This window comes from Pseudoruminococcus massiliensis, assembly GCF_900291955.1.
Lineage (GTDB): Bacteria > Bacillota > Clostridia > Oscillospirales > Acutalibacteraceae > Pseudoruminococcus > Pseudoruminococcus massiliensis.
On record NZ_OLMR01000002.1, the window covers coordinates 211171 to 227993 of the forward strand.

General features: G+C 35.8%; 11 protein-coding genes. 3 read left to right on the plus strand and 8 right to left on the minus strand.

The genetic code is table 11. The features are described 5' to 3' along the window. Positions 1–531 precede the first annotated feature (531 nt). The 6 genes from pyrF to C9914_RS03955 form a co-directional block, all read right to left on the minus strand. Positions 532–1455, minus strand: a complete 924-nt coding sequence (gene pyrF, locus C9914_RS03930; RefSeq protein WP_106763529.1) for an orotidine-5'-phosphate decarboxylase — start codon at positions 1453–1455, stop codon at positions 532–534. Between the two features lie 22 nt (positions 1456–1477). Continuing rightward, entirely contained in the window at positions 1478–2749 is a 1272-nt protein-coding gene (locus C9914_RS03935) for a dihydroorotase (RefSeq protein WP_022263982.1), read from the minus strand. A 48-nt stretch (positions 2750–2797) separates the two neighbouring features. Continuing rightward, positions 2798–5401, minus strand: a complete 2604-nt coding sequence (locus tag C9914_RS03940; RefSeq protein WP_106763530.1) for a hypothetical protein — start codon at positions 5399–5401, stop codon at positions 2798–2800. A gap of 337 nt (positions 5402–5738) precedes the next feature. Beyond that, positions 5739–6665: a cysteine synthase A gene (gene cysK / locus C9914_RS03945; protein WP_022263984.1), complete on the minus strand. Its 927-nt coding sequence runs from the start codon at positions 6663–6665 to the stop codon at positions 5739–5741. A gap of 342 nt (positions 6666–7007) precedes the next feature. Further along, on the minus strand, positions 7008–10910 hold the full coding sequence (locus tag C9914_RS03950) for a diguanylate cyclase domain-containing protein (protein WP_106763532.1): 3903 nt from the start codon (positions 10908–10910) through the stop codon (positions 7008–7010). Positions 10911–10922: 12 nt separating this feature from the next. Continuing rightward, positions 10923–11282, minus strand: coding sequence for a hypothetical protein (locus C9914_RS03955; protein ID WP_106763533.1), 360 nt, complete (start codon positions 11280–11282; stop codon positions 10923–10925). A 219-nt stretch (positions 11283–11501) separates the two neighbouring features. Between C9914_RS03955 and tsaD the strand changes: the two genes are divergently transcribed. Further along, positions 11502–12509 (plus strand): tRNA (adenosine(37)-N6)-threonylcarbamoyltransferase complex transferase subunit TsaD, encoded by a 1008-nt coding sequence (gene tsaD / locus C9914_RS03960; protein WP_022263987.1) that lies wholly within the window; start codon positions 11502–11504, stop codon positions 12507–12509. Positions 12510–12567: 58 nt separating this feature from the next. Here tsaD and C9914_RS03965 read toward each other — a convergent pair whose 3' ends face one another. Next, complete coding sequence (locus C9914_RS03965; RefSeq protein ID WP_106763535.1) at positions 12568–14634, minus strand: leucine-rich repeat protein; 2067 nt, start codon at positions 14632–14634, stop codon at positions 12568–12570. Positions 14635–14824: 190 nt separating this feature from the next. On the opposite strand from C9914_RS03965, the gene C9914_RS03970 reads away from it, so the two are divergent. Continuing rightward, positions 14825–15160 (plus strand): helix-turn-helix domain-containing protein, encoded by a 336-nt coding sequence (locus tag C9914_RS03970; protein WP_106763537.1) that lies wholly within the window; start codon positions 14825–14827, stop codon positions 15158–15160. A 23-nt stretch (positions 15161–15183) separates the two neighbouring features. After that, positions 15184–15330, plus strand: a complete 147-nt coding sequence (locus tag C9914_RS11600; protein WP_181013434.1) for a hypothetical protein — start codon at positions 15184–15186, stop codon at positions 15328–15330. A 65-nt stretch (positions 15331–15395) separates the two neighbouring features. On the opposite strand, the gene C9914_RS03975 is transcribed toward C9914_RS11600, so the two are convergent. Beyond that, entirely contained in the window at positions 15396–16784 is a 1389-nt protein-coding gene (locus tag C9914_RS03975; protein WP_022263989.1) for a TrpB-like pyridoxal phosphate-dependent enzyme, read from the minus strand. Positions 16785–16823: the final 39 nt, after the last annotated feature.

Genomic DNA, 16823 nt, shown 5'->3' on the forward strand with positions numbered 1-16823 from the left:
AAAAGAGGTGAACTTAGTGACCTAATCTGCCCCAGATTGTGCAGACAGTACAAAAAGTGTACTTAAGATAGAAAATTAAATTTTAAGAAACAAACTGATTTCGTTTTTCAAGCGAAGTCAGTTTTGTTTTTGTTTGAATACGGTAATTGTCGTAGAAGTTGATGTATTCTGTGGATACACTCGGTTTTGAGTATGAAAAAGAAATTTTCAGCTAAAGCACAATATTTGCTACTTGATATTCAATAGATAACTCCACTTTCTTTTTGTGAGCAAGAGAAAATCCCGTATTAATATGTTTTCTATTTCTAATCGCTTATATATCTGTAACTTCTTGATATAAAAAATCCCCCTATGGTAGTTTCCTTTATTCCACCATAGAGGGTATCTTTTTCTATTTTCCGTTTTTTACAGACTTGTCCATAGTCCGCCTCTTTAGAAACAAAGAGATATTAAGAACCTTATCATTAACAATCACAAGGACTCCGTCCACCGATTCTACAAGCTTTTTATTTTAGAATCTGTCTTAGATTATCAGCCAGAAATGGCAGAATTGATGTCATCTCTCATACGGATAGCTTCTCGTCTTGCGGCGGCTGCAAAATCCTTTTCGTCACAGCCTTCTTTTTTGTATGCACACATAATTCCACGAGAAGAATTGATAATAGCACCAATACCATTTGAATCAAATGCAGGAGCAACATCTTTTGCACCGCCACCTTGTGCACCATATCCAGGTACAAGGAAGAATGTGTGGGGCATAGATTTTCTCAATTCTCCGAGCTGTGCAGGATATGTTGCACCTACAACAGAGCCTACTGCTGAATATCCATATTTACCGACAAGCTCTGAGCCCCAGTTTTCGCACATTTCGCCCATAGTTGCATATACAGACTTGCCGTCTGCAAGCTCTCTGTCTTGAAGTTCGCCTGATGATGGATTAGATGTTTTGACAAGTACGAAAATTCCCTTGTCAGAATCTTCACAAATCTTGAGCAATGGCTTAATGCCGTCTGTTCCGAGATAACCATTAACAGTAAGTGCATCTGCACCAAAAGCCTCAAACTTAACACCCTCAACATCTGTTTTGCCAAGGTGAGCAGTTGCATAAGCCTCCATAGTTGTGCCTATGTCGTTTCTCTTGCCGTCTGTAATTACGAACATACCTTTTTCTTTAGCATATGAGATAGTTTCATATAGAGCCTTAACGCCATAGAAACCATACATTTCATAGTAAGCTGCCTGTGGCTTTATAGCAGGAACTATATCGCAAAGAGCATCAATAAGGGCCTTGTTGAATGTGAGGAGAGCATCTGCTGCACCCTCAAGATTCTTGCCATATTTTGCATAGGATTCCTCTTTAATGTATACAGGAATATAATCAAGCTTTGGGTCAAGTCCTGCTACTGTCGGATTTTTAGTTTCAATAATTTTAGCGATAAGTCTGTCAAATGACATTGTAATCAGCCTCCGTTTAATTTTATTCTGCAGTGTATACTATTCTGCCACCACAAATTGTATATTTAACACGAGATTTAAGAGTTTTACCCTTAAATGGTGTGTTTTTTGATTTTCCGTGCAGTTTATTTTCATCAACTACCCATTCTTCATCAGAGTCAAAGAGCATAATATCAGCAGGTGAACCAACTGTTAGTGAGCCAGCATTTATTCCAAGAATTTCTGCAGGGGTTGTTGACATAAGCTTTATAAGCTTTTCGAGCGACATAATACCAGTGCTTACAAGAGCGGTATATGAAGCCGAGAAAGAAGTTTCCATACCAATACTTCCGTTAGGTGACTTCTCAAAATCAGCTTTTTCTTCTGGAGTATGTGGTGCATGGTCTGTTGAGATTGCATCGAGAGTGCCATCAAGAAGTCCGTCTATGATAGCTTGCCTGTCTGTTTCTGTTCTAAGAGGAGGGTTCATTCTGAAATCTGCATCACGCTTGAGAAGTTCATTTTCTGTAAAGGTAAAGTAATGTGGGCAGGTTTCTGCGGTAACACGAACACCACGAGCCTTTGCATCACGAACAAGTGCAACAGAAGTAGCTGTGCTGACATGGCATATATGAATAGCAGTTCCATATGCAGCAGCTATTGCAATTTCTCTTGCTGTACCAGTATCCTCAGCGGCGGCAGGTATGCCTTTTATACCAAGCAGTTTAGAAACCTTGCCTTCGTTAATTTTTCCGCCGTCTGCAAGAAATAAATCTTCGCAGTGTGCAGTAACTGTAAGACCAAGCTCATCAGCAAGTTGCATAGCCTCTGCCATAAATTTTGTATTTACAACAGGTCTGCCATCATCAGAGAGAGCAATAATTCCCGCCTCTTTAAGTGCAGGAATATCAGTCATTTCCTCACTTTTTAAGCCCTTAGTAATCGCTCCGACAACATAAACTCTTGCGTCTGCATTTTTTGCTTTATCAAGAATATACTTTACAGTTTCTGGAGTATCAACAGCAGGCTTTGTGTTTGGCATGGCAAGTAAGCTTGTTACACCGCCAGCCGCTGCACTTTTACACCCAGTCATAATATCTTCTTTATCAGTAAAGCCTGGGTCACGAAGATGTACATGCATATCTACAAGACCTGGAGCGGCATAAAGACCTGAACCATCAATGGTTTTGCAATCGACAGTAAGATTTTTACCAAGCTTTGATATAACGCCGTCCTCAATCATAATATCGCTTATGCAGTTAAGGGATTGTGAAGGGTCGATGATATGCACATTTTTAATGAGCAGTTTATCCATTGGAAATCAAACCTTTCTTGAAATTTTATCAGCCAAGCTAATATAAGTTTATTTCTTCTCGGAATTATTGATTTCATCTGTTGTCTGCTGTGCCTTAGTCTGTGACTGCGAAAGGCTTTCAGGGTCGTTTTTTCCGAAAAGTTTTTCAAAGCGAGATTCTGTTTTTAGAGCAGGAATTGTGCTTTGAGGGGTTCTGTTGTGTACATTTTCTTCATCATTTTGAATAGGCTTTTCAAAAACAATGCTATCATCTTTTGGCTCGTTATTAGCATTGGTTTGTTTATTGTCGGTGCTCTCGTTATTTTCTGTTGAATTTTTAACACCAAAGAGCTTTTCAAAACGGGATTCTGTTTTATCAAGGCTTTCGCTGTTTTCAGAAGATGAATCGTTTTTGCCAAAAAGTTTTTCGTATCTTGAAGATATATCACTTTCTGTTGTAGTTTCCTTTATTGGAGCAGATGGAGCTTTTTTAACAGGCTCTGCAGGATTAGCAATAGGCTGTGGCTTTTCAACGGGTTCTACAGGCGCAACAATAGGCTGTGGCTTTTCAACGGGTTCTACAGGCGCAACAATAGGCTGTGGCTTTTCAACAAGCTTTGCAGGTGCAATTACTGGCTTTGGAGTATTGTCGATAGGCTTAGTGCTTGCATTTATTGTATTTTCATGCTCAAAAGCATCTTCATCAATTTCAGGAACAACAGCCTTTTTAATTCTTCCAAGGAAGCTTTTTAAAGACTTATCCTTATTTTCGTGAGCATTTTGTTCAGTAACAGGCTCAAGAGTTTCAGGCTTTTTGTCTTCAACTACTGGAGCAGACTCTATAGTTTCAGCTTTCTTATCCTCAACTACTGGAGCAGACTCTATAGTTTCAGCTTTCTTATCCTCAACTACTGGAGCAGACTCAATTTTTTCAGAGGTTTCTTCCTCGATTGGTTTAATATCATTCTTAGTCTTTGGAACGGTAAAGGTTTCAGTTGTAAGCTGAATACCAGCTTGCTCAGGCGTTTTAGAAACACCAGTTGTTATATAATCCACTGTTCCAGGAGGATTATATTTAGGTGCTTTTGGAAGATTTGGATTTACTTTAGTTTTCTCATCATTTGAATTATAAATCTCAATTTTCTCTATCGTTGGTTGTGCATCAAATAGTGCAAAATCATCAAACTTATAAGCACTTTCTTCTGAAACAGCTTTTTCTTCTATTTTTGTTTCAGTCTTTTTATCATCTGTTTTTGACTCAGAATTTTTTTCGTACTTAGGTTCAATAGATGTTACTTCTTTTTTTGATTCGAGCTTAGGTTTGTCAGGTTTCTTAGAATCCTTTTTTTTATCTTGCTTTTTAGGCTTCTGTTTTTTGTCTGACTTTTCGGCTTTTTTACCATCTTTTTTCTTTGACTTGTCTTCGGACTTATTTTTTGTTTCAGAATTTTTCTTTTCAGGTTTTTGCTCTGAAATATTATTATTTTCAATTTCGGCTAAAAGCTTCTTTTTCTTGCAAGAGCGACTTATAAGAACTGAAATCAAAACTATGAAAAGAAGAATACATACACCAGCAGTAGTATAAATGAGAATCATCATATTTTTGATTTCGTCATCATTTGTATCTGCTTTAACAGGTGGCTTAATGTCTGTAAAGGAAACGCTTTTCATAACAGCTTCAAGAATTTCTTTTTGTTGGTCGCTGAGGTCTTTCGCACGAGTTTGAAGTGTAATGGTAATTTTCTGACCATTTACAACAGTATAATTTTGAATACCAGCAATATCATCGCCATCTTCTGTTGAATGATAATTTAAGCTAAGATATAGAACATCACCATATTTTTTCTGTGTGCAAGAGGTGTATTCTTTTTGTTTTGTAAGAGAGTTTGTAATTTCAATTAAATCCTTGTCAGAAAGTTCTGTGAAGTTATTTATTGTTTTACTGTCCTCATCTTGTGTCATAGTTACGGTTATATCATAGGCAAAATCCTCTGGAGAAGCCTTGAGATACATATTAGATTTTTTAAGAGATGCAACAGCTTCTTCTGCGGTCATCTTAAAAAGCTCAAGGGCTTTTTCGTTTTGCTCACCACTTCTCAAGATTGCATAAACATCATTTGGGAGAGCAATATTCATTTTAAGTGCGTCAAGCTTATAATTGATAAGGGGGATTTCGCTTTTATCACTTCTTTTAGAGGTTTCTTTTGAGCTTTCTTGTTTGCTTGGCTCTTGGCTTGATTCTACAACACTTGGTTCAGAGCTTGGCTCTTGGCTCGATTCTTCAACACTTGGTTCAGAGCTTGGCTCTTGGCTTGGTTCTTCAACACTTGGTTCAGAGCTTGGCTCTTGACTCGGTTCTTCAACACTTGGTTCAGGACTTGGCTCTTGGCTTGGTTCTTCAACACTTGGTTCAGAGCTTGGCTCTTGGCTTGGCTCTTCATATGGATTATTTATAGGAACAAAATATCCATAGGAGTTAAGGTCATAATATATTCTTGTGCCGTCTTCATCATCAATATACGCATATCCTAATGCATCATATCTAATATTATCTTGTACATATTGGTTGTAACCTGTTTGCGGGTCGGTTTCACCAGGAATAGCCATTACGGCAGAAGAAAATACGCACGAGGCCGCCAAAAGTGCAGCTAAAATAGCCGTAAAACGCTTCATAACAATTACCTCCGTTTTTAATTCATATGCACGCTTAGACATATGTAGGTCGTTTTATAGTATAATGTGGCTGTGGATTTTTTATATAATTAGCCGATTATATTATCATTATACTTTATATTGTCGAAAAACACAAGTAGCGGATAAATCTGTTTATTTTGTTTTAAGATAATAGTTAAGAGATTTAGCTCTTTACGGAGAACGACCAAAGACTTTGCTTTTAAAAAAGCTTGAGCAAAACTTTTCCATATCTTAGGTAAGTAAATCTAATCCACATAAAAAAGGACACAACTCATAATCTGAGCTGTATCCTTTATTTATACTTAATTTATTTAACTTAGAAAAGTGTTGTTGAGAGGTATCTCTCGCCTGTATCCGGAAGAAGAACTACAATATTCTTGCCCTTATTCTCAGGACGCTTTGCAAGAACTGTTGCAGCGTGAATTGCAGCACCTGATGAAATACCCACGAGAAGGCCATCACTCTTTGCTACTGCTCTTGCACCCTCAAAAGCATCGTCATTAGAAACCTTTATAATCTCATCAACTATATCAAGATTCATTACGCCAGGAACAAAGCCTGCTCCAATACCCTGAATCTTATGTGGACCTGCCTTTCCGCCCGAAAGAACTGGTGATGATTCAGGTTCAACAGCAACAATCTTAACATTAGGATTCTTAGCCTTGAGAGCCTCGCCATTACCTGTTATAGTACCGCCTGTGCCAACACCTGCAACAAAAATATCAACCTTGCCATCAGTATCTCTCCAGATTTCTTCAGCAGTAGTCTTTTTGTGAATTTCTGGATTAGCCTCATTTTCAAACTGCTGTGGAATTATAGCGTTTCCATATTCCTCAACAAGTGCATTAGCCTTTGCAATAGCACCCTTCATACCCTCTGCACCAGGGGTCAACACAACCTCAGCACCAAGTGCTGAAACAATCTTTCTACGCTCAATACTCATTGTTTCAGGCATTGTAAGAATAAGTCTTAAACCCTTTGAAGCAGCAACAAACGCAAGTCCAATGCCTGTATTACCACTTGTAGGCTCAATAATAACAGTATCCTTGTTAATCTTGCCATTAGCAATGCCTTTTTCAATCATAGCATAAGCAACTCTGTCCTTAACGCTTCCGAGAGGGTTAAAATACTCAAGCTTTGCAATAATCTTAGCATCAAGATTATTATTAGCTTCATAGTTTGTGATTTCGAGTAAAGGTGTATTTCCAATAAGGTCTGTAAGTTTAGTAGCAATTTTTGACATAATATCTATCTCCTCTAATAATATATTTTTATTTAATTCAGATTATGATTAGGGATTATACGCGGCAACATCGAAAGTCGATATAAAGCATCTTTTCTATTCTCCTGTATTCCTATCTTTTTAGTATGTTTTACTGTGATTACATTATATGACGATTCAAACTATTTGTCAATAGCTTTTATTTATATTTTTAAAACTTTCTAAAAAAGCGGAAATCCATATTTTTATAAAGGATTTCCGCTTTAACTTTTATCATTATGTGAGTTTGATAATAACCTTTAGCTCATAATAATCTTGAAAAAGATTGGGCAAAATTTTAAATTGTCTTAGAAAATCTCTCAATTATTCTTCCTCATCATCAGAAAGCTCCTGATTATAGAATAGCCAGCTATTCTTTCCTTTATGCTTTATCGAGAAAAGTGCTATCTTAGAATTACTATAAAGCTCATCAAAGTTAGCCCCATCGTGTGGATAAATTGAAATTCCAACACTTCCAGAAACTGAAATAAGATTATCTCCAGACTCAAAATCCTGTTTTAAGATATTACAAATACTTTCAGCTCTCTTTGGAAGAATATCATTACTCTCTAAACATTTTATAAAGATAACGAATTGGTCTCTGCCTACTCTGCCGATAAGGTCATATTCTCTGAAAAGTTTTTTGAGTCTTTTTGTTATATCCTTGAGAACAGCATCAGCAAAAATCTGTCCCATTTGGTCATAAACATTTTTGAAATTATCTATATCAACAATCATAAAGGCATGTATGCCTCTTTCGCCTTCTACAGTCTGTAAGAAATCATCAATTTCATATTTAAGATTATCTTTATTAAGCAGTTGAGTCAGAAAATCGTGTTTAAGCATATTTTTCATATTCTGATGCTCACGCCTTTCATCATCAATATCGCTTTCAAAGCCGATAACTGAATCTGGCAAACCTTGTTCATTAAAAATGCAAGTAAATCTCAGCTTGCTCCAACGATAGTTGTCGCTTATAGATTTTTTTATAATTCTTACAAAACACTCTGCATCATGATAACCAGCTCTTACAGCTAAAAGCTTATTAAGATATTTCTGTCTGTCCTCTGGATAAATAAACTCGCAATTTTTAATATATTCTATTGGATTTTCTGTTGGAGGCTCTATGCCATATATTTCCTTGAAAGAATCTGAAAACCACACTGCATCATTACTAAGTTGCCAACGAAACAGAACGAACTTCATATCCTTGAAAATTTCACTATACATATTTGTTGTAAGTGCAAGCTCATATTTTTCGTGGCAAATCATAGGAGCTTTTGGCATAGTCTTTGTAAGTTCTCTTTCCATTCTAAAAGCATCTAAATTCAGTAACTTAGAGCTATGATATGCAAATTTATTGCATCCAAACTTTTTAACAGTTTCTATTATCGCAGAACTCAGATTATATGGAAGTATAATAGAAACTCCACTTGATGTAAAATAATCAAAAACAAATTTAAGCAATTTATTAGGATAATAACCATCAATAATCCCACTTATAAAGCTTGCTGAGAAAGATACCGAATCAAAAAGCTTTTCACTAAAACACTTTATATTGATATACTCTAAACCAAAGCCAAATAGACCAAGCTTAAAACCAAATGAATGAATCGCTGATGAGAAGTTGACAAGTTCCCTATGGCTCATAGTGTTCAGCATATCTTGTGTTATGTTTATAGTTATATTCCTACAATTTAATGGATGTTCAGAAAGAAAATTCTCGATATTTTTTAAAAGAACAGGTGCATCTATGCCTTTAAACATAGTATAAAGTGATATTTCAGGCAATATATCACAATCCTTTTGAAGCTCATATAATCCAAGCAAAAGGCGTTTAATACTATTCAAACCAAGAACTGTTATATTATCAGCAACAGATACCATTTCACAAAGCTCATTAAATGTATATGTAATATCCGTACTTGGCAATTCCAGATAATCATAAGAAATAATACTCTCTGTTTCAGAATCTATTAATGGAGAAAATACTCTTTTAAAGTCATAAATATTAACACGCTCTTCATTAGAAATAAGCGAAAGTGAGGGATTTTCTTCAAAGGATTTTCGCATCTCTTTATTATAGAAAAGATACATATCCTTGCCACGAAGCTTTGACATCTCTGTTGCAAAATCAGCATTATTCATAAGTTCAGTAAAGTTTGTTCCATCATTAGGATACTGTGCAACACCTATGCTTACCGAAATATTATGTTTGCTCAATAAATAATCGAACGACATATGCATAGATTTATAAAGTTCTTCGACCGCATTCAGGAGTTCTTTTACATCAAGGCAATCACGCAAGAAAATCACAAAATTATCTGAACCAATTCTTGCAATTAATGAATTGGTTTCAAAATGCTCCTTTAATTTTTCAGCAACCTTACAGAGAACTTCATCTCCAAAAGTAGTATTTGTAGCAGAATTTAAAGCCTTAAAATCATCTATATCTATATTTATCAATATATGCATACCATCTTTGCCAGAATGCGTAAGATAATCATCAACAGCTTTTCTTAGATAGTTCACATTCCAAAGACCTGTAAGATTATCGTGCTGAACATTATAGCGGTCATCTCCGTTTTTAGAGTTTTTCTCACTGATTTTAGATGCACAACAATATAGCTTTCTAAGCTTACCATCCTCACAGAAAGGAATTACTATACAACGATACCAACGATAGGCTTTTTTTCCTATAATAAATCTGCCATCAAATTCAAGCTTTTCTTTTCCCTTATCAACAGCCCTCTGCACATTGCTAAGACGAAAAATTTTCTTAAAAGCAACCACATCATCAGCATGACAAGATGATGACATCATAGTTACAGCCTCGGTATAATTTTTAGGAAAATAATTATACATCTTTTCCCAATTGCCCTTACGAACATAAAAATTATCATGCTTTAAATCGCATTCAAATACAATGTCATTTATTCTATAAAAGATTTGGCAATCTCTTTCATGAGTTTCTTTTGCTACCTGTTTCTGACGATCTAAAGCCTTTATAAGCTCTTCTCTGCCCATATTAGCATAAATACTCATAGCAGTATCACTAAAGTTGCGTTTGGTCATATTATCGGCTGCTTTAATAGAGCCTTTCGTTTGATTATTTTTATCAATATGGGCTTTATCTGCATATATTCTCGCAAGCTCTTCAAACTGCGGAAGAACAAGATTAAAGCATTCCATAAGCTTTTCGGAAAACACACCACATGCACCATTTTTAATCATTTCTACGGCTTGTTTATGCGGTATTCCAGCTTTGTATGGTCTATCACTGGTCAAGGCATCATAACAGTCCGCAACAGAAACAACCTGTGCACAGATTGGAATGTCATCTCCTTGCAAGCCATCAGGATAACCCATTCCGTCCCATTTCTCATGATGATAACGGCAAATATTATAACAGTACTGAAAATATTCATTTTTTTCCTGCAAATCAAGTAAATTAAGAATCTCACAGCCCTTTGTTGTATGCTCTTTCATTATGCGAAATTCATCATATGTAAGTCGTCTTGGCGCAAGAAGTATTGCATCTGGAATAGCTATCTTACCTATATCATGAGTTGATGATGCTGAAACTATAAGATTAATTTTGCTTTCAGTAAGATTATATTCCGGGCATCTTTCAGCAACAACACGCAAAAGAATTTCAGTAAACTTGCGTATTCTATGAACATGCTTTCCGCTTTCAACATCACGATATTCAATAACAGTGCTAAGAGTATCAAGCATAGTATTATTCATATTATTAATAGTACTCTGCTGTTGATGAATTTTTTCATTCTGTTGCATTAAATAAGTTGCCTGCTTTTTCAGGAGTGTTTCAAGCTTATTTTTCTGCTCATAAAGCTCAACCAGATTATCAATTCGCCTTAAGACCGCATGAGGGTCAAATGGTTTCTCAATAATATCACAAGCGCCATATTCATGTCCGTTAAACAATGATTCATCATTAAATTCTGCACTCATAAGAACAGTTGGAATAATATTTGTTATACCAAAATCCTTTAGTTCTCTTAGTGTCTCTACACCATCTTTTTTTGGCATAATCATATCAAGCAAAATAACAGCTATTTTATCATTGTTTTCATCAGCAATAGCTACTGCATCATAACCATTATCAGCCTCTAAAATTCTATACTTATCTTTGAAGAGTTCTGAAAGAATAGCTCTATTCATTTCTATATCATCAACAATCAAAATAGTATCTCGATTTGCCATTATCTCACCACCTTATATATTAAAGTTTTCGATAAAATCTATTATATTAGAATAATCATCTTTTAGTTTTTCAAAGAGAATTATTGCATCACTTACACTATTATTTTTTATTTTTTTAAGTAACTCACGAGAATCATTATATAAATCAGTAAAGCTAAGATTTCCAACAATAGCCATAAAAGTTATGAGCAAATTTTGCGATTGCCACAATTTATCGGCCTTAAATGAATTTATAAAATTAGTATAAGTATTATCTTCAGGAAATGAATTAAAATACTTTAAATACAATTCTTCGTTTTCTGAAAATCTTTCAAGAGCCATATCAATATCAATATTATTCTCTCTAAAGAAAGCTTTATTTTCTTTGGTCACAAAAAAGACCTCCTACTTTATTCTACAATATATTATACATAAAAAATTAAAGTTTGTATAGTCTTTTTTATGCAAATACTTCCAAATATTTTTCTAAAAAGATATTAATCTCTAAATTTTGCTATTCTTAAAATTTTCAACATAATAAAATCCTCGTTGCCTTATTTGCATTAAAGTAGTATAATAATTTATATTATCAATAAATTGGAGAGTATTGAAATGAAACTTTTATCAATAGAAAGCTCTTGCGACGAAACAGCCGCAGCCGTTGTTGAAGATGGCAGAAAAATTATTTCTTCGGTAGTTTCTTCACAGGTTGAGGAGCATAAAAAATATGGTGGTGTTGTTCCTGAGATAGCCTCTCGCCGGCACTGCGAAAATATAAATGGTGTTGTCGAAAAGGCTCTTGCTGATGCAAATTTATCACTTAATGAGCTTGATGGCATTGCTGTAACGCACGCACCTGGTTTAATCGGCGCTTTACTTGTCGGAGTAAATTTTGCAAAAGGCTTATCTTTTGCAACAGGACTTCCGCTTATACCTGTGCATCATCTCCGCTCACATATCGCAGCTAATTACCTTGCTCACGAAAAACTCAAGCCGCCTTTTCTCTGCCTTGTCGTTTCTGGTGGACATAGCCATATAGTTGAGGTTATCGACTACACTACGCTTAGAATTGTTGGTAAAACTCGTGATGATGCCGCTGGAGAAGCATTTGACAAGGCTGCTCGTACAATGGGTATGCCTTATCCTGGCGGTATTCACCTTGATAAGAAAGCTGAAAACGGAAATCCTCTCAGCTTTAAGCTTCCACACCCTCATGTTGACGGTTCTCCTTATGATTTCAGTTTTTCTGGCTTAAAAACTGCTGTAATAAATCTTATCCACAATGCCGAACAAAAAGGCGAAATACTTTCAGTTGAGGATTTGAGTGCATCTTTCAGAAAGGCTGTTACTGATTGCTTAATTGAAAATTTCATCAAAGCCGCAACAGACCTCGGCTACAATAAGCTTGTTATGGCTGGCGGAGTTTCAGCAAACTCACTTCTAAGACGCAGACTTCAAGAAGAATGTGAAAAGCGTAGCTGGGAATATTACTATCCACCACTCAATCTTTGTGGAGATAACGGTGCAATGGTAGGTGCTCAAGGCTATTATGAATTTCTTGCTGGTCATACCGCTGGTATGGAGCTTAATGCACGAGCAACTATGAGCATAGATTATTAGACAACAAAAAGGAGCTATACGGATTTTCTCCCGTATAGCTCCTGATTTTTTTGCTTATTTACGCTTTTTTCTTCTTACGCATAAGGATTACAGCTGCTAATGCACCAGCTGCAAATATCGCAGCTATTGCAACTGCATTGTTATTATCTCCTGTATTAACAGCATTTTTGCCTGTTTCACTTGGGGTTTTAACGCTATCTGTATTATTTGTATCACCATTGTTATTTGATTTATTTGAATCACTTGTAGTATTGCTTTCTTCACTACTTGATTCAGTTGTATCAGCAATCAAAGCATAGATAGAAAGATGGTCAGTAGTAAACTCATAATTTCCATTATTATAGGTTGCATTCATATCAACCTTTGTGCCATCTTCCTTTATCCAATATACCTTGCAGTTTGCATTGTCACTTGGAATTGAAACTATTATTGTTCCATTTGGCTGAATATTATCGCCGTTTTCATCTTTTAGAGTTATATCATAAGCTGCAACGGCATTTTTAACAGTGGCTTCTTCTACATTGAGTGTTACACCGTCATCAAAAGTACCCTTAACGGATATGTTATTAACCTTGCTTGTTAATACCTTTGAGTTAATATCTACAAATGGTATATTATTTTCTTTAGCATATGTTTCAGCGGTACTTCCGACATAGCCATAGATAGTTAAATCCTGAACATCACCAAACGCTCTATCTACTATCTCCGCAGCACTATTTAGAACTGTTACATCTTTCAAGTTATCACAATTAGAAAATGCACCACTAGCTATCTTTTCAACACTATTAGGTATTACAATATTTGTAAGACTTTTACAAGCATTAAATGTATAGTTTCCTATCAGTGTAACATTATCAGGGATTTTTATATCTTTTAGAGTTGTGCATCCATCAAAAACACTATTATCTAGAGATGTAACACCATCAGGTATATTAATACTTTCCAATCCTGAACAATCTGCAAAAGCATTTGACTCTATTTCTGTAACACTATCAGGAATTGTAATATTTTTAAGTCCTGTACAACCTGAAAAAGCACCACAACCTATGGTATTAACACTATTAGGAATTGTCACATCTGTCAACCCTGTACAGCCCGAAAATGTATACCAAGGTATCGTTGTAATACTGTTAGGAATTGTTATATTTGTTAAGCTTGTACAATATGAAAATATTCCTGCACCATCTCCATCTTCAATAAGCACAACGCTATCAGGAATATTTATATCCTTTAACTTTGTGCAACTTAAAAAAGCACGGTCACATATTTCTTGTACACTATCAGGAATTTCTATACTTTCGATAGATTTATTAACTGCAAATGCACTTTCACCAATAGTTACTACACTATCTGGAATGGAATATTTTGCGTCAGCTTTTTTACCTGGATAACGAATAAGCTTGGTTTTATCCTTATTAAATAAAACGCCATTTTCTGAACAATAAAAATTATTATTGTTTGATACAGTAATATATTCGCAATTATCAAATCCCTCGTTTGATATTTCTTTAACAGGGAAACCATGAATCTCATCAGGTATTGTTATACTTTCATCAGAACCGAAATAGCCCAAAATAGTTACTGTGTCATCATCTTCAAGGCGGTATCTAAAATCGTTATATGTACTTTCTCCATTAATAGCTACTACGATATTTGTGTTACCATTGCTATCTTCTACACTTTCTCCAGTAGCCTTATATACTTTACCATACTCAAGCTCAGGGTTCTTTCGAGCCTGTGTTTCGTCTGACTTTGGAACAGTATATCCACCGTCAATATTCTGTGTCTGAACACCGTTGTCGCCATTATTGATAATAATACCCGTTGGAAAGACACCATACCAAGTATATGAGTATATGTTACCCTCAACATGAGTAGCCGCATCACCTGGCCAATCACCGTTCAGATTGCCCGACTCGTTCCAAGCATGAACTTTAATGTTATCGCCCCAGAAATCAAGATTCAAATTCTCCAATAACTTATCTGACGGCTTCGCAAAATAAACAGTGTTATTCGAGTCGAAATCAATTGATGTTGCTGAAACATTATACGGCAAAGTCGTAAATGCTCCAATGGTTAGCATTGATGATAAAACCAGTGCTGTAATCTTTTTACTCTTTTTCATAAATAAAACCTCCTAAAATTTTGTTTCTAAAGTATATATAACTTCCCCTTTGGGAACATTATATTTTATGAACTGTTACATCATTATTATATGAAGTAATAATTCATTTGTCAAGCCATTTTTACATCATTTTTATGAGGCGTTACTTCATATTATAATATAACTAATAATACATTCAGGAGAATCAGCAATGAAAAAAGAAATCAATGTAGTATTAGGTCAACGAGTGAAAGAACTAAGAAAACAAAACGGATATACAAGAGAGGAATTTTCTGAAATGTTATCTGTAAGTCCCCGTTTTCTTGCAAGTGTAGAATGTGGAGAAGTCGGAGTTTCTATATCTACTTTAAAAAGTATATCATTACTTCTTAAAGTTCCAACAGACTATCTAATTGGCATAAGCAACCCAGAAGATACAGACCTTTCACGACAGCTTGCTATAAACAAGATAGACAGCATCGATGATAAATATCTTTGCTGTGTCAATACATTTCTTGACTGTATAATTGATGTTACTAAGACATAAACTATCCTCAGGAAGTGAACACTTTGGAAAATAAGGTCTGTAAATGCCGTTGGAAAAACTGCAAACGATATGGCAACTGCAAAGAATGTATAGAACACCACCAAAAGAATAATAAATATCCGCTCCCATACTGTATGCGAAAACCTAACAAAAAAGATAAAGACAAATAGAAAAAGCTCCACTCACCGAGATTTCAGTGAATGGAGCTTTAGCTTTTATAGATTTAAATTTTTTATTAGTCTATTTCGTTGCCAGGAAACTTAGGAATACCTGCAAGACCAGCCTTGAGGTCATCATCTGTTGGAATATAGTCTGTCATAAGTCCATCGTGGAACTTTTCATATGCAACCATATCAAAGTAACCTGTACCAGTAAGACCGAATACGATTGTCTTTTCTTCGCCTGTTTCTTTGCACTTGAGTGCCTCATCAATAGCAACTTTAATTGCGTGACTGCTTTCAGGAGCTGGAAGTATACCTTCAACTCTTGCGAATTGTTCAGCAGCTTTAAAGACTTCTGTTTGCTCAACAGCACGAGCCTCCATAAGTCCATCATGATAAAGCTGTGAAAGAACATTATTCATACCATGATAACGCAAACCACCTGCATGGTTAGCTGATGGAATAAATCCACTGCCGAGTGTATACATCTTAGAAAGTGGGCAAACCTTACCAGTATCGCAGAAGTCATATACAAACTTACCTCTTGTAAGGCTTGGGCATGATGCTGGCTCAACAGCGATGAAGTGATAATCAGCCTCTCCTCTGAGCTTTTCACCCATAAATGGTGAAATAAGTCCGCCGAGGTTAGAGCCACCACCTGCACAACCGATGATAATATCAGGCTTAATGCCATACTTATCAAGAGCAATTTTTGTTTCAAGACCAATAACTGACTGATGCAAAAGTACCTGATTTAGAACGCTGCCGAGAACATAGCGATAGCCCTCTGTGTTTGTTGCAACTTCTACTGCCTCAGAAATTGCACAACCAAGGCTTCCTGTTGTGCCAGGGAATTCCTCAAGAATCTTGCGTCCGATATTTGTCTGATTAGATGGTGATGGAGTTACACTTGCACCATAAGTACGCATAACCTCACGACGGAAAGGCTTTTGCTCATAAGAAACCTTAACCATATATACCTTGCAATCGAGGTCAAAATATGAACAAGCCATAGAAAGAGCAGTTCCCCACTGGCCAGCACCTGTTTCAGTTGTAACACCCTTCAAGCCTTGTTTCTTTGCATAATATGCCTGTGCGATTGCAGAATTAAGCTTATGGCTTCCGCTTGTGTTATTACCCTCAAATTTATAGTAAATCTTTGCCGGAGTCTGGAGCTTTTTCTCAAGACAATACGCACGAGTAAGTGGTGACGGACGATACATTCTGTAGAAATCAAGAATTTCTCGTGGAATATCAATATAAGGGTCTGTATCGTCAAGCTCCTGCTGAACAAGCTCATCACAGAAAACATGACCGAGCTCCTCGGCTGTCATAGGTTTGAGAGTTGCAGGATTGAGAAGTGGAGCAGGCTTATTTTTCATATCTGCTCTGACATTATACCACTGCTTAGGCATTTCGCTTTCTTCAAGGTATATTTTGTATGGGATTTCTTTTTCGCTCATTATATTTTGCTCCTTTCAAGCATAAATAAAGATTTAGAC